Source organism: Glycomyces lechevalierae (assembly GCF_027622945.1).
In the GTDB taxonomy this organism is placed as follows: domain Bacteria; phylum Actinomycetota; class Actinomycetes; order Mycobacteriales; family Micromonosporaceae; genus Glycomyces; species Glycomyces rutgersensis.
Genome location: NZ_JAPZVQ010000020.1, coordinates 30,570 through 48,478, shown reverse-complemented (window position 1 = coordinate 48,478; position 17,909 = coordinate 30,570). Strand labels below are relative to the sequence as shown.

General features: G+C 72.9%; 18 protein-coding genes. 10 read left to right on the top strand and 8 right to left on the bottom strand.

Features of this window, described 5'->3' with window-relative positions; genetic code table 11:
- Window positions 1-66 precede the first annotated feature (66 nt).
- The gene (locus tag O2L01_RS22990) at window positions 67-609 is read left to right on the top strand and encodes a glyoxalase superfamily protein (RefSeq protein WP_270124377.1); all 543 of its coding nucleotides are present in this window, start codon (window positions 67-69) and stop codon (window positions 607-609) included.
- A 138-nt stretch (window positions 610-747) separates the two neighbouring features.
- On the opposite strand, the gene O2L01_RS22985 is transcribed toward O2L01_RS22990, so the two are convergent.
- Window positions 748-1,650: a helix-turn-helix transcriptional regulator gene (locus tag O2L01_RS22985; RefSeq protein WP_270124376.1), complete on the bottom strand. Its 903-nt coding sequence runs from the start codon at window positions 1,648-1,650 to the stop codon at window positions 748-750.
- A 147-nt stretch (window positions 1,651-1,797) separates the two neighbouring features.
- Here O2L01_RS22985 and O2L01_RS22980 point away from each other — a divergent pair, with 147 nt between their 5' ends.
- Entirely contained in the window at window positions 1,798-2,487 is a 690-nt protein-coding gene (locus tag O2L01_RS22980; RefSeq protein WP_270124375.1) for an NADPH-dependent F420 reductase, read from the top strand.
- A 70-nt stretch (window positions 2,488-2,557) separates the two neighbouring features.
- On the opposite strand, the gene O2L01_RS22975 is transcribed toward O2L01_RS22980, so the two are convergent.
- A complete protein-coding gene (locus O2L01_RS22975) occupies window positions 2,558-3,445 on the bottom strand; it encodes an alpha/beta fold hydrolase (protein WP_270124374.1) in 888 nt (295 codons plus the stop codon).
- A gap of 88 nt (window positions 3,446-3,533) precedes the next feature.
- On the opposite strand from O2L01_RS22975, the gene O2L01_RS22970 reads away from it, so the two are divergent.
- Window positions 3,534-4,100, top strand: coding sequence for a CGNR zinc finger domain-containing protein (locus O2L01_RS22970; protein WP_270124373.1), 567 nt, complete (start codon window positions 3,534-3,536; stop codon window positions 4,098-4,100).
- Window positions 4,101-4,229: 129 nt separating this feature from the next.
- Entirely contained in the window at window positions 4,230-5,885 is a 1,656-nt protein-coding gene (locus O2L01_RS22965) for a PHP domain-containing protein (RefSeq protein ID WP_270124371.1), read from the top strand.
- A gap of 45 nt (window positions 5,886-5,930) precedes the next feature.
- Here O2L01_RS22965 and O2L01_RS22960 read toward each other — a convergent pair whose 3' ends face one another.
- The 4 genes from O2L01_RS22960 to O2L01_RS22945 form a co-directional block, all read right to left on the bottom strand.
- Window positions 5,931-7,436 carry a molybdopterin-dependent oxidoreductase gene (locus tag O2L01_RS22960; protein ID WP_270124370.1) on the bottom strand — a complete coding sequence of 502 codons (1,506 nt, stop codon included), beginning with the start codon at window positions 7,434-7,436 and terminating at the stop codon, window positions 5,931-5,933.
- Between the two features lie 69 nt (window positions 7,437-7,505).
- Complete coding sequence (locus O2L01_RS22955; protein WP_270124369.1) at window positions 7,506-8,636, bottom strand: trans-sulfuration enzyme family protein; 1,131 nt, start codon at window positions 8,634-8,636, stop codon at window positions 7,506-7,508.
- A 47-nt stretch (window positions 8,637-8,683) separates the two neighbouring features.
- A complete protein-coding gene (locus O2L01_RS22950) occupies window positions 8,684-9,493 on the bottom strand; it encodes an S-methyl-5'-thioadenosine phosphorylase (protein WP_270124368.1) in 810 nt (269 codons plus the stop codon).
- Complete coding sequence (locus O2L01_RS22945) at window positions 9,490-10,797, bottom strand: glycosyltransferase family 2 protein (protein WP_270124367.1); 1,308 nt, start codon at window positions 10,795-10,797, stop codon at window positions 9,490-9,492. Before O2L01_RS22945 ends, O2L01_RS22950 begins: the two co-directional genes overlap by 4 nt.
- 113 nt (window positions 10,798-10,910) lie before the next feature.
- Here O2L01_RS22945 and O2L01_RS22940 point away from each other — a divergent pair, with 113 nt between their 5' ends.
- The 6 genes from O2L01_RS22940 to O2L01_RS22915 all read left to right on the top strand — a co-directional run bounded on the left by O2L01_RS22940 (window position 10,911) and on the right by O2L01_RS22915 (window position 16,912).
- On the top strand, window positions 10,911-11,600 hold the full coding sequence (locus O2L01_RS22940; RefSeq protein WP_270124366.1) for a response regulator transcription factor: 690 nt from the start codon (window positions 10,911-10,913) through the stop codon (window positions 11,598-11,600).
- Window positions 11,597-12,835 (top strand): sensor histidine kinase, encoded by a 1,239-nt coding sequence (locus tag O2L01_RS22935; RefSeq protein WP_270124365.1) that lies wholly within the window; start codon window positions 11,597-11,599, stop codon window positions 12,833-12,835. The genes O2L01_RS22940 and O2L01_RS22935 overlap by 4 nt, the downstream gene beginning before the upstream one ends.
- Window positions 12,832-14,118, top strand: coding sequence for a hypothetical protein (locus O2L01_RS22930; protein ID WP_270124364.1), 1,287 nt, complete (start codon window positions 12,832-12,834; stop codon window positions 14,116-14,118). Before O2L01_RS22935 ends, O2L01_RS22930 begins: the two co-directional genes overlap by 4 nt.
- A gap of 19 nt (window positions 14,119-14,137) precedes the next feature.
- Window positions 14,138-15,169, top strand: a complete 1,032-nt coding sequence (locus O2L01_RS22925; RefSeq protein WP_270124363.1) for an SDR family NAD(P)-dependent oxidoreductase — start codon at window positions 14,138-14,140, stop codon at window positions 15,167-15,169.
- Between the two features lie 138 nt (window positions 15,170-15,307).
- Window positions 15,308-16,531 (top strand): glutamate-cysteine ligase family protein, encoded by a 1,224-nt coding sequence (locus tag O2L01_RS22920; RefSeq protein ID WP_270124362.1) that lies wholly within the window; start codon window positions 15,308-15,310, stop codon window positions 16,529-16,531.
- A gap of 75 nt (window positions 16,532-16,606) precedes the next feature.
- The gene (locus O2L01_RS22915; protein WP_270124361.1) at window positions 16,607-16,912 is read left to right on the top strand and encodes a DUF6355 family natural product biosynthesis protein; all 306 of its coding nucleotides are present in this window, start codon (window positions 16,607-16,609) and stop codon (window positions 16,910-16,912) included.
- A 41-nt stretch (window positions 16,913-16,953) separates the two neighbouring features.
- On the opposite strand, the gene O2L01_RS22910 is transcribed toward O2L01_RS22915, so the two are convergent.
- Both O2L01_RS22910 and O2L01_RS22905 read right to left on the bottom strand, forming a co-directional pair.
- A complete protein-coding gene (locus O2L01_RS22910; RefSeq protein ID WP_270124360.1) occupies window positions 16,954-17,361 on the bottom strand; it encodes a hypothetical protein in 408 nt (135 codons plus the stop codon).
- Complete coding sequence (locus O2L01_RS22905; protein ID WP_270124359.1) at window positions 17,358-17,774, bottom strand: hypothetical protein; 417 nt, start codon at window positions 17,772-17,774, stop codon at window positions 17,358-17,360. The genes O2L01_RS22910 and O2L01_RS22905 overlap by 4 nt, the downstream gene beginning before the upstream one ends.
- Window positions 17,775-17,909 lie beyond the last annotated feature (135 nt).

Here is a 17,909-nt window from a genome sequence, read left to right as displayed (position 1 = left end):
CCCAGCGGCGAACATGGCAGCAACGCAGGCGCTGAACATGGCATTCGCCGAGAGAAGGACGACCTCATGCGCGATTTCCGCGACGCCAAGACCATGGCCAAGACCCTGCGCGCCGAACTCGAACGGCACGGACTGGCCGGGCCGACCCACAGCCAGAGCCTCGAGATCGTGGCCCGCCAGTTCGGATGCACGGACTGGAACGTCCTGGCCGCCAAGCTCAACGCCGAGAAAGCCGGCCACGAGGCGATCGCCCTGGGCGCGCCCGTGCCGGTCCTGCGGATCTTCTCGCTCGAGCAGGCCCGCGAGTTCTACCTCGACTACCTCGGCTTCGACCTGGACTGGGAGCACCGCTTCGAGGACGGCATGCCCGTGTACCTCCAGATCGAGCGCGGCCGCACCGTGCTCCACCTGAGCGAGCACCACGGCGACGGCACCCCCGGCTCGGTCGTGTTCGTGCCGATGACCGGCCTCGACGCGTTCCACCGCGAACTCGCGGCCCGGGACTACCCCAAGATGAACCCGGGCATCGAGGACGTGCCGTGGGGCGCCCGGATGATCACGGTCGTCGACCCGTTCGGGAACACCTTGCGGTTCAACGAGTACCGGTAGGAAGCGTGATCCGGTCCCGGGTCGGACCGGGACCGGATCCGCGGATCCGGTCCCGGGTCGGACCGGGACCGGATCCGCGGAGGGCTGCGCTCCGGAAGCGTTCGCGGTCGAGGAAGACGAACCGTCGCAGCCGGGGCGTCAGGGAGCGCGTTCGCCGCTGCTCGGGCGCAGGGCCGGGTGACCGGGGAGATCGGTGGACGCGGCCCAGCTCGCCAGGAGCCGCAGGCGTTCGTCGGAGTCCGAACCCGGTGCGGCGCTGTAGATCAGCATCGCCAGGCCCGGTTCGGCGTCCAGGTTCAGCGACTCGAACCCGATTTCGATCTCACCGACGACCGGATGGTTCACGGTCTTCACGCCGCTGGCGTGGAAGCGGACATCGTGGGCGGCCCAGCGGGTGCGGAACGCCTCCGAGCGGCCCGAGAGCTCGCAGACGAGGTCCAGGAGTTCCTGGTCGCGCAGGTCGCGGCCGGCCTCGGTGCGGAGGATCGCGACGGTGAGGTCGGCGGCGGCCTCCCAGTCGGCGTAGAAGCGCTGGGAGCGTTCGGTGTCGAGGAAGCAGAAGCGGGCGAGGTTCGCCGGAGGCTCCTGACCGGCGTGCAGGTCGAGGTGGAAGGCGCGGCCGAGCCGGTTGGAGGCCACCACGTCGAGCCGGCCGTTCTGCACGTACGCGGGTGTGCCGATCGCATCAAGGGCCTGCTGGAGGCCCGGTCGCGGCGTCCACTGGCGTGAGGCCGCGTGGCGAGGCCGGGCGGCCGGGGCCCGGTTCGCGGCGCGGGCGAGGTCGAACAGGTGGGAACGTTCGGCCTCGTCGAGCCGGAGCGCCCGCGCGAGGGCGTCGAGGACCGCGTCCGAGGCACCGGCGAGGTCGCCGCGTTCGAGCTGCGCGTAGTACTCGGCACTGACGCTCGCGAGGATCGCCACTTCGGCGCGGCGCAGTCCGGGGACGCGGCGGCGCGTCCCGGCGGGAAGGCCCGCCTGCTCGGGAGTGATCTTGGCGCGGCGCGAGGTCAGGAATTCGCGCACTTCGTCCCGGTGGTTCATGCCCTCGAAGGTACGTCACGCCGCGCGGCGGAAGCGTGGGCTGACAGTACACCTGTGAACGGCGCGTATCAACGCCCGCCGTGCCGCGCTCTGATTGGTGCTCAACGGGTCGGCCCGAAGCCGGCCGACCGATGAGGAGGAGGACCGATGAAGATCGCAGTTCTGGGAACGGGCATGGTGGGGCGGGGCCTCGCGGCCCGACTCGCCGGGCTCGGGCACGATGTCGTCGTCGGCACGCGCGACCCCGCGCAGACCTTGGCCCGCACCGAATCCGACGCGCTCGGGAACCCGCCGTACGCCGTCTGGCAGGAGTCCCATCAGGAGATTCGGCTCCTGGCGTTCCCGGAGGCGGGGGAGCACGCAGAGGTCGTCCTCAACGCGACTCGCGGCGCCCTCGCGTTGGAGGCGCTCGACGCGGTCGGCGCCGGCAACCTGGCCGGGAAGGTCCTGGCCGATCTGGCGATCCCGCTCGACCTGTCGAGCGGCATGCCGCCGAAGGTCCTCGTCGCCGCCGACGACAGCCTCGGTGAGCGGATCCAGCGCGCCTTCCCCGACGCGCGCGTCGTGAAGACCCTGAACACCATGTTCTTCCATGTCATGATCCACCCGACCCGCGTGCCCGGCGATCACGTGGTCTTCGTCGCGGGCGAGGACGACGACGCCAAGGCGACCGTCGGCGAGCTGCTGCACCAGTTCGGCTGGCCCGCCGAGTCCGTCATCGACCTCGGCGGCATCCGGGGCGCACGCGGCACCGAGGGGTACATGCAGCTCTACTTCGCCCTCCAACGGGCCCTCGGCACCTTCGACTTCAACATCGACGTCGTCCGCGCGAAGTAGGCGAACGGTGAGGCCCGCCGCCCGGATCGCCAGGCGGCGGGCCTTGTTGCGGCGGCCGCGGCGCGGCCGGTCAGCGGCCGGGCGCGTGTCCCTGCAGCGTGCGGTCGAGGAATTCGGTCATCAGCGGGACGATGCGGTGCAGTTGGTCTTCCAGCGCGAAATGGCCGGTCGGCAGCAGGTGGAGCTCGGCGTCAGGCAGGTCGGCGAGGTACGCGTGGGCGCCCGGGGCGGGGAAGAACATGTCGTTCTCGCCCCAGAGGATCAGCGCCGGCGGCTCGTGGCGGCGCAGCCAGGCCTGCCACGCGGGGTAGCGCTCGACATTGGACTTGTAGTCGAAGGCCAGCGCCGCCTGGGCGTCCGCGCGCCCAGGGAGGTCCAGGTAGTGCTGGTCGAGGGTCCAGCCGTCGGGGGCGACGAGCGAGGGGTCGGCGGTCCCGCCCTCGTACTGGCCGCGGGTGGATTCGAGCGTGAAGAGGCCGCGCACGGTCGCCTCGGCGCCCGGGTCCTCGGGGCGCAGTGCGATGAAGTCGCGCGCCATGGGCGAGAGCCCGGCTTCGTAGGCGTTCGCGTTCTGGATGACGAGCGCGGTGACGCGGTCGGGGTGGCGTTCGGCGATGCGGAAGCCGACGGGGCCGCCGAAGTCGAAGAGGTACAACGCGAACCGCTCGATCTCCAGCTCCAGCAGCAGTCGCTCGGTGACGTCGGCGAGGGCGTCGAACGTGTAGGTGAAGCCGGCGGGGGCCTCGGTGCGGCCGAAGCCGGGGTAGTCGGGGGCGATGATCCGGTAGCGGTCGCCGATGGCGTCGATCAGCCGCGCGAACTGGTGCGAAGCCGAGGGGAAGCCGTGGAGGAGCACCAGGACGGGGGCGTCGGGGCCGGGGTTCGTCTCGCGGTAGAAGACCTGGACGCCGTCGATGTCGATGTGGCGGTGGTGCACTCGAGGGAACGTGGCGCTCATGATTCACATGCTTTCTTCGCTGTTATTTCCGTTAGTTGAACCGTAGCAGGATTCTAATGCATGAAACAGGGGAGGTAGCATTAGTGTCATGAAGCAGCACGACGCGCTGGTCGGGGAGCCCCTGGCCCTCGATCTCGTCAACACGCGCCCCGCCGACGCCGACCACCTGGAGAGTGTCGAGTCGCTGAACGCCTGGCTCGCACTGGAGGCCGTGCGCTTCCCCGAACTCGCCGAGTTCGAGGCGGAGTCCGATGCGGCCCTGGCGCGGATCGTCGCCGTCCGCACCGCCGTCACCGCGGTGGTCGACGCGCTGCTTGCCGGACGACCGGCGCCGTCCGCGGCCGTCGAAGCCCTGAACGCGGCCCAGCGCGCCGCGCCCTCCTTCACCAGACTGTCCATGAAGGACGATAGGTTCGCCGCCGTCAAGGAATACACCGGCGAAAGCGAAGCACGCCTCGCGGCACGCCTTGCCGAGGCCGCGACCGAACTGTTCGCCTCCGGCTCGATCGGCAAACTCAAGCGGTGCGAGGCCGACGACTGCCGCCTCGTGTTCCTGCTGACTCACCCGAAGCGGCGCTGGTGCTCCGCCGAACGCTGCGGCAACCGCGTCCGCGTCGCCCGCTACTACCAGCACCACCGCAAGCACGCCGACTGACGGGCACCGTCCGCGCATGGGGAATTCACCTGCCGGACAGCGGCGGTTCGATCCCAGGCCCGAAGGAGCCACCAGGATCGACCCGTCCTGGCGGCCCGTCCAGGACGCGACCCCACCGGAGGACTCCCCATGACCCATCCCGATCCCCGACCCGCCGGCACCGACCGCCGGGGCTTCCTGCGCGGCGCCGGCCTGGTCGGCGCCGCCGGGCTCGTCGGCACCGCCGCCGCGACCGCCGCGGCCCAGCCCGCCGCCGCGGGCGACCGCGAGAAGCGCGGGGGCTACCTCTGGCTCGCCGGCGACCATCACCTGCACTCCCAGTACAGCAACGACGCCATGTACCGCATCGACGACCAGGCCGTGCGCGCGATCGCGGGCGGCCTCGACTGGATCGCGATCACCGACCACTGCAACCAGCCGTTCGCGGCCCACAGCATCGCCCCGCAGCACGAGGACCTGGCCGCCGCCCGCGACCGCCACGGCGACGACCTGCTCATCTTCAGCGGCCTGGAGTGGAACATCCCCGCCGGCGAGCACACCACCCTCATGATGGCGCCCGGCGACGGCGAGGCCGAGGTCCTGCAGGAGTTCGTGAACGCCTACGACGCCAACGTGGTCGGCGCCCGCGACGGCACACCCGAGAACGAGGCGCTGGCGATCGAGGCCCTGACCCACCTCGGGTCCGTCGTCGAGGACGGCCGCCTCGCGGACGCGCTCGTCCTCCCGAACCACCCGGCCCGCAAGGGGATCGACTCCCCGGCCGAGCTGCGCGCCTGGCAGGACGCCGCGCCCGGCATCGTCGTCGGCTTCGAGGGCGCGCCCGGCCACCAGGCCGCCGGCCTGCCCGCGCCCGGCATGGCGCGCGGGCGCGGCCTCTACGACTCGAACCCCGGCGGGCACTCGTTCCCCGGTTACCCGGCCGAGAGCTACCGCACCTGGGGCGGGTTCGACTGGATGACCGCCACGGTCGGCGGGGTGTGGGACAGCCTCCTCGCCGAGGGCCGCAAGTGGTGGATCACCACCACTTCGGACGGCCACCAGAGCTGCGGCGACTGGGTGAAGAACCCGGTCGACCCGCTCGACCAGACCGGCTACGACACCGTGCCGTACAACGAGGCGGGCGACACCTTCGACTCCACCGGCGTCTACCCGCCGCCGGTCGGCGCCGGCCGCCCGGTCGCCGAGTACTCCTCGTTCCCGCCCGGCGCCTACAACAAGACCTGGGTCGGGGCCGCGGACTTCAGCCACCGCTCCGTCATGAAGGCCATGCGGGCCGGGCGCATGTGGGTGTGCTTCGGCGACCTCATCGCCGGGCTCGACATGCGCCTGCGCGTCAAGGGCCGCGGCGGCTCGCGGCACCAGGCCGTGCTCGGCGGCACGCTCGACGTCAAGGCGGGCACCGAGGTCGAGCTGGTCGTCGCGATCGACCTCGCCGACCGCGTCAACCACGCCGGGCTGCTGCCGCGCCTCGCCCGCGTCGACGTGATCGCCGGGAAGGTCACCGGACCGGCCGAGGACCCGGACACCCTGTACGCGCCGGAGACGAAGGTGGTCGAGTCCTGGGACGTCACCGGCGAGTCCGGCACCGTCGAGCTCGTGTACACGTTCACCGTCGAAGAGGGCGTGTACGTGCGCGTGCGTGGCACCGACGGCAAGCGGAGCCAGCCCGGATACCTTGGTGCCGAAGTCGACCCGGCCGGCCCCGCGATCGACGTCCCCGGCTCGGTCAACCCCTGGGAAGACCTCTGGTTCTACACGAACCCGATCTTCGCGAAGCTCAAGTAGGCCGTCCGCTCACGACACGGTGCTTGTTCACGACATGGTGCATCTTCACGACACCGTGACGGTGACGCTGTGGAGGCCGGTGGCCCCGTCCGGGACGACGCCGTGGACGTCGCTGGTCTGCACCTCGCCGTCGCCGTCCGTGGCGCGCACGGTGAGCGTGTGGTCGCCCGGCTCGGCGTCCCATTCGAGGAGCCACTGCCGCCAGGTGTCGCCGGTGGCCACATCGGACAGCGAGCACGGGCGCCAGTCCTCGTCGTCGACGCGCAGCTCGACCGCGGAGATCCCGCGGTGCTGGGCCCACGCGACCCCGGCGACGACGACGCTGCCCGCGCCCGCCTTCGAACGGGGCGTGTCGATCCGCGACTGGGTCTTGATCGGGCGCGGGGTCGACCAGCCGCGGGTGATCCAGTACGCGTCGTACTCGTCGAAGGTCGTCAGCTCGAGCTCGGTGACCCATTTGGTGGCCGAGACGTACCCGTACAGGCCGGGGATGACGAGGCGCGCGGGCCAGCCGTGGTCGACGGGCAGCGGCTTGCCGTTCATGCCGACGGCGACCATGGCGTCGCGGCCGTCGAACACGAGCTCGGTGGGGGAGCCGGCGGTCCAGCCGTCCGAGGAGCGGGAGACGAGCTGGTCGGCGGCCGGGTCGACGCCGGCCTCGGCGAGGAGGTCGGCGAGCGAGACGCCGAGCCAGCGGGCGTTGCCGACGAGGTCGCCGCCCACCTGGTTCGAGACGCAGCACAGCGTGATGTCGCGTTCGATGAGCTCGCGGCCGAGGAGGTCGTCCATCGTGTAGGTGCGTTCGCGGTCGACCATGCCGTGCACGCGGAGCGTCCACGTGTCGACGTCGACGCGGGGGACGGTGATGGCCGTGTCGATGCGGTAGAAGTCGGCGTTCGGCGTCAGGTACGAGGACAGGCCCTGCTCGTCGAAGTCGGCCATGGGGCCCGGTTCGGCCGCGGGCACGTCCGGTTCGGGCAGGACCAGCGCCTCGCGGTCCGACTCGATCCCAGCCGGGCCGACGCGCCCGGCCCACCACGAGGCCGCGACCGCCGCGACGGCGGCGCCGCCCACGGCGGTGAGGAACCCGCGGCGGCTCGGGCTCTCGCTGCGGCTGTAGCGGCCCGCCCACCACTGGAGCACGCCGAGTGTCACGGCCCCCGCCAGGAGCGAGGGCACGGCGGCCCACGCGCTCAGTCCGGGCCGGGTGACGGCGGCGGTCGCGCCGACGAGCGCGAGCACGACGACGGCGGCCCGCGCGGCCCACGGCCGCCTCCGCCACAGCAGGCCCGCGCCCGCCCCGGCGACGGCGACCGCGCCGGCCACGCCGAGGATGAGCAGCGGCTTGTCGAGGGTGCCGACCAGGTCGATGAACCAGTGCGAGACCTCGAGCGGCACGATGGCCACGATGGTGTCGCTCAACGCCGAGAGCGGCGCCGAGCGCGGCTCGGTCAACGCGGCGGCGAGCTGGCCGACGGCCAGTCCGGCGAGGGCGGCGAGGAGCCCGGCCGCGGCCCAGGCGCGCGGTGTAGCGGTTGGCGTGGTGTTCACCCCTCCATCATCGCGCTTCGGGGTGCTCCGCGTCCCGAAGCGATGCTTACGATCCGCTTAAGAACCCGGTCATTCGCCCAGCGCGCGGGCGAAATCCTCCACGAGGTCCTCGGCGGCCTCGATGCCCGCCGAGAAGCGCACGACGTCGCCCGAGAGGCCCTGCGCGGCCTCGGGCAGGCGCAGGCGGGTGACGAGCGATTCGGCGCCGCCCAGGCTCTGCGCCGAGTACGGCAGCCGCAGCGACTTCAGCAGGACCTCGACCGCCTGCGAACCGCCGCACGGCTGGAAGGTGAGCACCGATCCGAACCCGTCGAGCAGCGCGGCCGCCCGTTCGTGGTCCGGATGCCCCGGCAGGCCCGGGTAGCTCACGTGCGCGACCGCGGCGTGCCCGGCGAGGAGTTCGGCCACGGCCTGCGCGTTCGCGTTCTGCTGGCGCACGCGCAGCGCGAGGGTCTTGAGGCCGCGCGAGAGCAGGAACGCCGCGTGCGGGTCGAGCGCGGCCCCGTACGCGGCGAGCACCGCCGCGACCTGCGCGATCCGCTCCCGCGAGCCGGTCACCGCCCCGGCGGTGATGTCCGAATGACCGTTGAGCGCCTTCGTCGCCGAGTGGCACACCAGGTCGAATCCGACGCGGTGCGGCCGGAACACGACCGGCGTGGCCAGCGTGTTGTCGATGAGGGACGTCAGGCCGTGCTCGCGCGCGAAGCGGGCGACGCCCGCGAGGTCGCCGACCCGGATGAGCGGGTTGGTGATCGTCTCGGTCAGGATCGCCTTCGTGTTGGGGCGCAGGGCTTCTCGCCAAGTCGCGGGGTTGCACGGGTCGACCAGGTCGCAGCCCCAGCCGAGCCGTGCGGCGTGCTCGGCGAGGAACTGGCCCGTCCCGCCGTAGAAGTCGCCCGCCGCGATGAGGTGGTCGCCCGTGGACAGGACGCTGTGGAGTGCGGTCGTGAGCGCGCCCATCCCTGAGGCGGTCGCGACGGCGGCCTCCGCCCCTTCGAGCGCGGCGAGGCGCCGGTGGAGGTGGCGCTGCGAAGGATTGGTGCCGAAGCGGCTATAAGGGACCTCTTCGACCGTGCTGCCCGGGTCGGCCTCGAAGACCGTGCTCTGGAAGAGCGGGTACACGACCGAGCCGCCGGCGGCGGGCCGCGGCTCGCCGCCGTGCACGGCCAGTGTCTCGAACCTGGTGCGCTCGTCGGTCATCTCGCTGAGGCTACGGCCGCGAGCGCCCCCGGATCCACGGTTTGACCTTACGTTTCGCTTACGTCGGTGTCGCTGAGCGCGGCCAGCTTGGGAAACGCCGCCTGGAGCAGCGCCCGCACCTTGTGGAGGTTCGCCTCGAACACCGCGAAGACCGCCTCCTGGCTGACCGGTTCGACGCCAGGGTCCGATTCGAGTCCGGCGTCGTAATCGGTGACCAGGGCGATGCCCGCGAACGGGATGCCGGCCTCCATCGCGAGCGCCGCCTCGGGCGCCTGGGTCATGTTCACGACGTGCCAGCCGGCCTCGCGGTGCCAGCGCGACTCGGCCCGGCTCGAGAAGCGGGGCCCGTTCACGACCACGACGGTGCCGCCGTCGTGCGCGGTCACGCCGGTCTCGGCGGCCGCTTCGAGCAGGACGTGCCGCAGTTCCGGGTCGTACGGGTCGGCGAAGGGCGCGTGCACGGGCCCGTCCGCGAACTCGTCGTAGAACGTGGACGGCCGCCCCCAGGTGCGGTCCACGAGTTGGTCGCACACGACGAACTCGCCGGGTTTGATCTCGGGCCGCAGCGATCCGGCCGCGAACGGCGCGATGAGCGCTCGCACCCCCAGCCGCCGCATGGCGTCCACATTGGCGCGGTAGTTGACGCGGTGCGGCGGGAACCGGTGGTCGGTGCCGTGCCGGGGCAGGAACGCCACGCGCACCGGGGTTCCGGTCCCGAACTCGGCGATCGTGACCGGCGCGGACGGCGGCCCCCACGGGGTCGTCTCCTCCCAGGTCTCGGCGCCGTCCGCGAGGGAGTAGAAGCCGGAGCCGCCGAAGACCCCGATGTCGGCCGTGGGCCGCTGCCTGTCGTTCACTGCCCGCTCCTTGTGGTTCGCGCGGCCGCCCGGGCGAGCGCGAGTTGCGCGCGCATGTCCTTGACGGCCTTGAGGGTGCCGCCGAGCGTACCGGTCACTTTGCTCTTGCCGACCCGGGCGCGGTAGGGGACCGGGAGCTCGGTGATCCGCCAGCCGCTCTGGCCGGCCCGCAGGACCATCTCGAGGGGCCAGCCGGAGCGGCGGTCGGCGATGCCGAGTCCGAGCAGGTCTTCGCGCCGGGCGGCGCGCATGGGCCCGATGTCGCTCACGTCCGCGCCGCAGTACCGGCGGACCCGCCCGGCCAGGTAGCGGTTCGCGATGCGGCCGTGGAGCGGCTGCGCGCCCGCCGCCGCGTCCCTCGCGCCGAGCACGAGATCGGCGTCTCCGTCGAGGACCGGCGCGCAGACGGCGGGGAGGTCGCCGGGGTCGAGGGACGCGTCGCAGTCCATGAAGGCCACCACCGGCGCTGTCGCCGCGGCGAGCCCGGCGTAGCAGGCCGCGCCGAAGCCGCGCCGCGACTCGGCCACGACCTCGGCACCGAGTTCGGCGGCGACCTGAGCGGAGCCGTCGTCGGAGCCGTTGTCCACCACGATCGGCCGGTACCCCTCGGGCATCCGCTCGAGCACCCACGGGATCGCGTCCCGCTCGTTCAAGACCGGCAGGATCACGTCGACCCGGACGGCCTTGCCAAAGAGAGCGTCCACTTGCGAGGCGGTCTGCGAACCGGGGACGAGCGCGGCGATCGCCTTCGCGTCCTCGGCGTCGTCGAGGTCGCGGAGCACCGGCAGATCCGCGACGGCGAGTCCGAGCGCGCGCAGCCGTTCATGTTGCCGCGCACCGGTGTCGACGTGGCTCATCGGCACGCCGTCGAACGCGCCCGGATGCGGCCGGCGCAGGCCGAGCGCCCACCATCCGCCGTCCTCGGCCAAACCCAGCGCCGCATCGGCCCCGTCCGCGACGACCGCGAGCGCCGCGTCGAGCAGGCCCGGGGTCACCTGCGGCGTGTCCATGCCGATCTGCAGCCCCGGCCCGTCCAGGTGCGACCAGGCCGCGGCGAGCCGCTCGTTGAAGCCGCCCTCCACCTGCGGCACGACCTCGAATCCGGGAGGCAGCCACGGCCCGGGCTCTCCTTCCAAAGCGAGCACGAGCCGGTCGGCGCCGCATGCTGCGACGGCCGCCAACGTGTCCGCGAGCGCCGCCTCGGCGACCGCCGCGGCCTCCACATCGGTCAGCGGCGGTGAGAGCCGGGTCTTGGACCGGCCCGGGAACGGGGCCTTGGCCACGACGAGGAGATGGGTCCGCATGCGGCCGATGCTACTGATCGCGAAGCCTCCCGAGGCCCCGTCGATCCTTACGGTTCGCGAAAGTCTCGGCCGGTCGCGTGGCGCGGACAGGCGCGATCGGGCATCGTAGTGCCATGGACTCCGAGGCCGACCCGCGTGTGCTGGTGGTGGACGACGACCCCGCGCTGGCGGAGGTCGTCGCCCGCTACCTGCGCCGCGACGGGTACGAGGTCGACTACGCGGCCGACGGCGCGACGGGCCTCGAACGGGCCCTTGCCACCTTGCCTGACCTGGTCGTCCTCGACCTGATGATGCCCGGCATGGACGGCTTCGAGGTGTGCCGCCGCCTGCGCCGGGCCACCGCGATCCCGGTCGTGATGCTCACGGCGCGAGGCGAGGAGACCGACCGCATCACCGGGCTCGACCTCGGCGCGGACGACTACGTGACCAAGCCCTTCTCCCCGGGCGAGCTCGCCGCCCGCGTCCGCGCCGTGCTGCGCCGCGCCGCCCCGGCGGCCGCGCCCCCGGCGGTCCTCGCCCGGGACGGCATCGAGATCGACACCGCGGGCCACCGGGTCCGCCGCCACGGCGTCCCGGTCGAGCTCACCACCAAGGAGTACGACCTGCTCGTGTGCTTCCTGACCAACCCCGGCCGGGCCTTCCGCCGCGAGGAGCTGCTGGAGACCGTGTGGGGCTGGAGCATCGGCGACACCTCCACCGTCACCGTCCACGTGCGACGGCTGCGCGAGAAGATCGAGGACGACGCCTCCGCGCCGCGCCATCTCGCGACGGTCCGCGGCGTCGGCTACCGGTGGGAGCCGTGACCGCGCGCCGGGCCCGCCGCCGGGCCGGCTCGCTGCTCATCCTCGCGGTCGCCCTCGCCGTCGCGACGGCCCTCGCCGTGGCCTTCGACTTCCCGCCCGCGGACATCGCCGTCCTGGTCGCGGTCGCGGGCGTCGCCTCCGCCGTGGCCGGCGGGATCGGCGGTGTCGCGCTCCGGCGCCTGCGCAGCCGCCCCGCCCGCGTCCAGACGATGACCGTCGCCTTGTCGTCGGTGCTGGTCGCCGCGACCGGGGTCGTCACGGCCGCGCTCGCGATGTTCATCTCCTTCCACGACCTCGTGGTGCTCTTCGTGGTCCTCATCGTCGCGTCCGGTGTGGCCTTCGGCGCGGCCTGGCAGCTCGGCGACGACATCGGCGCGGGCGCCGAGCAGGTGGGCGCGTACGCCCGCACGATGATCGGCGTCGACGGCAGCGTGAGCGCCGACCGGGCGCCCGCCGTCACCGGCCCCGGCGAACTCGCCGCGCTCGCCCGCGAACTCGCCGACGCCTCCCGCCGCCTCGAGGAGTCCCAGCGGCGCGAGCGCGCCCTCGAATCCTCCCGGCGCGAACTCGTCGCCTGGGTCTCACACGACCTGCGCGCCCCGCTCGCGACCATCCGCGCGATGGCCGAGGCCCTGGACGACGGCGTCGTGGACGACGACGCGACGGTCAAGCGCTACCAGGCCCAGATCCGCGGCGACGCCGAACGGCTGACCGCGCTCGTGGACGACCTGTTCGAGCTCTCGCGGATCAACTCGGGCGTGCTGCGCCTGGGCCGCGAGCGCGTCGACCTGTGCGACGCGGTGGCCGACGCCCTCGCCGGAGCCAGCGCCGCCGCCGGCCTCAAAGGGGTCGCCGTGCGCGAGCGCCTGGCCGGGCTCCCGCCCGCCGAGGTCGCCGCCCGCGAATGCTGCCGCGCCCTCGACAACCTGCTCGACAACGCCATCCGCCACACGCCCGCCGGGGGCACCGTCCACGTCGAGGCCGCGCCCGCCCGCGACGCCGCGGTCCTCCACATCACCGACGCGTGCGGCGGCATCCCCGAGGCGGACCTGCCGCGCGTGTTCGACATCGCGTTCCGCGGCGACGGCGCCCGGCGCCGCGACGAGCGCGGCGGGGGCCTCGGACTGGCCATCAGCCGCGGCCTCATCGAGGCCCACGGCGGCACCGTCTCCGTCGCCAACACCGAGGGCGGCTGCCGCTTCACGGTCCGGCTGCCCGCCGGGGACGGCCGGTGACGACGCGCCGCGCGGCGCTCTCGGCCGCCCTCGTCCTCGCCGCGTGGGCGCTGCTCCTCGCGGGCGTCTGGCGGCTCGGCCAGCTCAAGCTCGCGAACGCCGCCGGGAGCCTCCAACTCGGCGCGATGCCCCTCTTCGGCAGTTGGGAATCGCATGTCGACGCCACCTTGCTCCCTCCGATCATTGTGGGCGCGTTGACGATCGCGCTGCTGCCCGCCGCGTGCGCGCGCCTGCGCTGGCGGTACGCGTTCGCGGCCACCGTGGCCGCCGGTGTCGCGTTCAGCATCGCGCTCGGGTTCGCCCACCTCCACCCGCGGACCTGGACCGACCTCGACCACCACTACGCGAGCAACGCCCACTTCATCGACGACGCGGGCGGCGTGGCCCAGTTCCTCTCGCACTACACCGAACTGCAGCTCGACGGCACCTACCCGGTGCACCTCCAATCACACCCGCCCGGCCTCGTCCTGTTCTTCTGGGCCGCGGCGAAGATCGGCCTCGAAGGCCTGCTGTTCCAGAACACCGTCATCAAGCTCGCGGTGGCGGCGGCGATCGCGGCCGCGCTCATGATCGGCCGGGACGTGGCGGGGGAGCGGCTGACCCGAAGGGCCGCACCGTTCCTGGCGATCGCGCCCGCCGCGTACTGGCAGAACAACGCGGACCTCATCTTCGCCGGCGTCACGCTCACCGCCGTCGCCTGCCTGGTCCTCGCCACGAACCGCACCGGGACCCGGGCCATACTCCTCACCATCCTGGGCGGGCTGATCGCGGGGGCGGCGCTCATGCTCTCGTTCTCCGCCGCGCTGCTCGCGGTACCCATTGCGGCAGTGGCGATCTGGCGCCGCCGCTGGAAGGTGCTCCTCGGCGGCGGGGCGATCGCGGCCGCCGTCGTCCTCGCCCCCTTGGCCTTCGGCTACTGGTGGCTCGAGGGCCTGCAGGCGACACGCGTCCGCTACTACGGGGGCGTGGCCGCGCTCCGCGGCTACTGGTACTTCCTGCTCGCGAACCTCGCGGTGCTCGCGCTGGCGCTCGGCCCGGCGACCGCGGTCGCCTTCACCCGCTTGCGGGACCGCCGCATGTGGATCGTCGTCGGCTCCTGCCTCGCGGCGGTCGCGGCCGCCGACCTCTCGGGCATGTCATCGTCCGAAGTGGAACGAATCTGGCAGCCGTTCATGCCGCTCCTGCTCCTGGCCGGGGCCGCCCTGACCCGACCCCGGGCGTGGCTGGCGCTCCAGCTCGCCGTCGCCGTCGTCCTCGCCGCCGCGCTCCGCGTGCAGTGGTGACCGAGAGAAAGGCCAGTTCATGCGCGTACTCGTCACCGGCGGCGCCGGTTTCATCGGCGGCGCGATCTGCCGCCACCTGACGGCCCGAGGCGACCAGGTGGTCGTCCTCGACTCGCTCGCCGCCCACAAGGAACCGCCCGCGCACCTGCCCGACTCCGTGGAGCTCATCGTCGGCGACCTCGCCGACGATGACGCCCTCCGGGACGCGGTCGCGGGCGTCGACGCCGTCTGCCACCAGGCCGCGCGCGTCGGCCTCGGCGTCGACTTCGACGACGTCACCGCCTACGTGGCCGACAACGACGCCGGCACCGCGAACCTGCTGCGCGCCCTGTGGCGGCGCTCCTTCACCGGCCGCCTCGTCGTCGCCTCCTCCATGGTCGTCTACGGCGAAGGCCGCTACCGCTGCCCCGAGCACGGCGACGCGCGCGCGGAACCCCGCCGGACCGCCGACCTCGACGCGGGCCGGTTCGAGCCCCGCTGCCCGCGCTGCGGCGCCGCCCTCGCCTGGGCCCCCGTCCCCGAGGACGCCCCGCTCGACCCCCGGAACGTGTACGCCGCCACCAAGGTCCACACCGAGCACCTCTCGACCCTCTACGGCCGCGAGTCCGGCGCCCGGGTCTGCGCCCTGCGCTACCACAACGTGTACGGCCCCCACATGCCCCGCGACACGCCCTACGCGGGCGTCGCCGCGATCTTCCGCAGCGCCCTCGAAGCCGGCAAAGCCCCCCGCGTGTTCGAGGACGGCGCCCAGACCCGCGACTTCGTGCACGTCGACGACGTCGCCCGCGCCAACCTCGCCGCCCTCGACGGCGACTGGGCAGGCGCCTGCAACATCGCCAGCGGCGAACCGCACACCGTCGGCGACATGGCCGCCGCCCTCGCCGCCGGATTCGAGGACGCCCCCGCCCCGGTCGTCACCGGCGAGTACCGCCTCGGCGACGTGCGCCATGTCGTCGCCTCGCCCGACCTCGCCGCCGAAGCGCTGGGCTTCCGCGCCGAGACCCGCTTCGCCGAGGGCATGGCGGCGTTCGCCCGCGACCCGCTCCGCTGAACCGTATCCTCGTAACGGCACGTGATGGCGAACGCCCGTGCGCATACCGCGCCGCGCGGCGGGGAACACTCTTGACCACCGGCCGGAACCGGCCGCTGCCCTTCTGCCACCGCACACGAGCACGGAGGATGAGGCGACATGACCACGGCAATCACCGAACGCGAGGCGGCGGCCCACATCGGCCGCACCGGCTTCACCACCGGCCCCGCACGGCGCGTCGGCCTCGAACTCGAATGGCTGGTCGACCCGCGCGACGACGCCGAGACCGCCTGGGACCTGCCTTACGGCGGCAAGGTCACCCGCGAGGCCGGCGGCCAGGTGGAGCTCAGCTCCCTGCCCGCCGACGACCTCGCCTCCTGCGTCACAGCCGTCGAGGCCGACCAGGCCGCCCTCGCGGGGGCCCTCGCCGAACGCGGCCAGGCCGTCCTCGGCGGCGGGTTCGACGGCAACCGCCATCCCCAGCGTCAGATCGACGAAGAGCGGTACCGCACCATGGAGGCCTTCTACGACCGCACCGGGCCCTGGGGCCGCATGGTCATGTGCGGCACCGCCTCCGTCCAGGTCAACCTCGACGCCGGCGAGGAGGGCCCGAACGGGCTGCGGCGCCGCTGGGACCTCCTCCACCGCCTCGGCCCGGTCTTCGCGAGCGCCTTCGCGAACTCGCCGGTCCTCGACGGGCGCGCCAGCGGCTGGAAGTCCACCCGACTGGCCCTCTGGTACAAGATCGTCCCCGACTGGGGCGAGCCGATCTCCGACCGGGGGGACCTGCGCGCCGACTACGCCCGGTACGTCCTGGATTCCGAGGTCATGTGCCGCCGCTGCGAACCGCCGAAGTCCTGGGCGGTCCCGCCCGGCCTCACGATGCGCGCGTGGATCCGCGACGGCCTCGACGGCGGCCGGCCCACGCTCGACGACCTCAAGTACCACATGACCACGCTGTTCCCGCCCGTGCGCCCGCGCGGCTGGCTCGAACTGCGCATGATCGACCAGCAGGACGGCGACGGCTGGATCGTGCCCGCCGTGCTCGCCACCGTCCTCGCGGACGACCCGGCCGCCGCCGAGGCCGCGTACGACGCCACCTCGGTCCTGTGCGGCGACGGCACGCAGCCGCTGCCGCCGGTCTGGGAGCGCGCCGCCCGCTCGGCCCTCGCCGACGCCGAGCTCGCCGAGGTCGCCCGCGAGTGCTTCGCCATCGCCGAGAAGGCCGTGCAGCGCATGGAGGCGCCGCCGCGCCTGCAGACCGCGCTGGCCGAGTTCCGCGAACGCTACGTCGAGGCCGGCCGCTGCCCGGCCGACGACAAGCTCGACGACGGCACGCTGGAGCCGTCGCTCACGACCGACCTCCTGGAACCGTCCCTTTAGTAGTGAAAAGCGCGGAATGTGCTAGCTTGCACGGCGACATTCCACACTAGACACGAACGGACGGAATCCATGCGGATGATCCGAACCTCGGGCTCCCTGCTCGCCGCCGCGCTGGCGGTCGCGGGGAGCCTGGCCCTCGCGGCCCCCGCCTCCGCCGCGGACTGCGGCTGGCAGGGCGACGGCACGCAGGACTACCACCACTGCGGCGACACCACCGTGATGCTCACGGTCGAGCACGTCTTCGGCGACGACGACCACTTCTGCGTCCGGCCCGGCATGAACAACCTCAACGCCGGCGACTCGCCGTACAACACCTGGCGCACCACGTACGCCTACTACGACGGCGGGCCCGCCAACTGCTACTACGGCTGGCACCGCTAGCGGACTCCCCTGCGAAGCGCGCACCGCGCTTCGCAGGGCGGCTATGCGGCCGGTACCGGCTGAGGTCGCCGCGCCCGCACCAGCCTGCCGATCCGATAGGTCAGGAAGATGAGCGCCAGCCCGTTGAGGGCGTGGACCAGGAACAGGGACTGGCCCCACAGCGTCGCGGGCACGTTGAGGATCGCCAGCAGATGCTGGAACGCGATCATGAAGGCGCCCAACGCGGTCAGCCACGTGATACGCGCGCCGACCCGCGCCGCGAGGGCGAGCAGGATCGCGGCCGCGTAGAGGTACAGCAGCAGGTTGCCGAGGCGGAAGTGCCCCTCGAAGCCGTCGTCCAGCGCCCCGCCGTAGCCGACGCCGAACCCCGCCAGTCCGAACTGGACGACCAGCAGCGCCAGCAGCAGGACCATCCAGACCCGCAGAATCATCGTGAAGACGCGGTTCATGCCGGGACTCCTTCCGCTCGCAGGGCGCGCTTCGCGTCGACCGCCCGCTTGGCCCGCCGGGCCACGATCAACTGCAGGGTGAGGATGCCGAGGCCGTTGAGCGCGTGCAGCGCGATGCCGACGCCGCCGAGCGTCCCCGAGGTGCCGAAGCCGTAGGCGAACGCGCCCTGCATCAGGATCATGAACGCGGACAAGGCGGTCAGCAGCACGGTCTGCCAGCCGGGCCGGGCGATGAGCGCGAAGACCACGGACAGCATGAGCCAGAATATGAGCATGCCGCCGTTGCCGGCGTGGGCGATGAACCGCATGACGCGCTCCCCGCCGCCCGAGACCGCTCCCCAGCCGGCCAGGCCGACCTGGAGCACGAGGAGGACGACGACGAACCGCGTCCACCCCAGGAAGAACACCTTCACCGAGCACACCCCTCACGACTCAGTGCGGCCCGCCGCCGCACGCCGTGGAGTCTGCCGCCGTCGTGGCGATGGGGCATCGGCCCCGGGATGGCAATCGCCCTACCCCGCAGGAGGTAAGGCGCAGCCGCGCCGTAC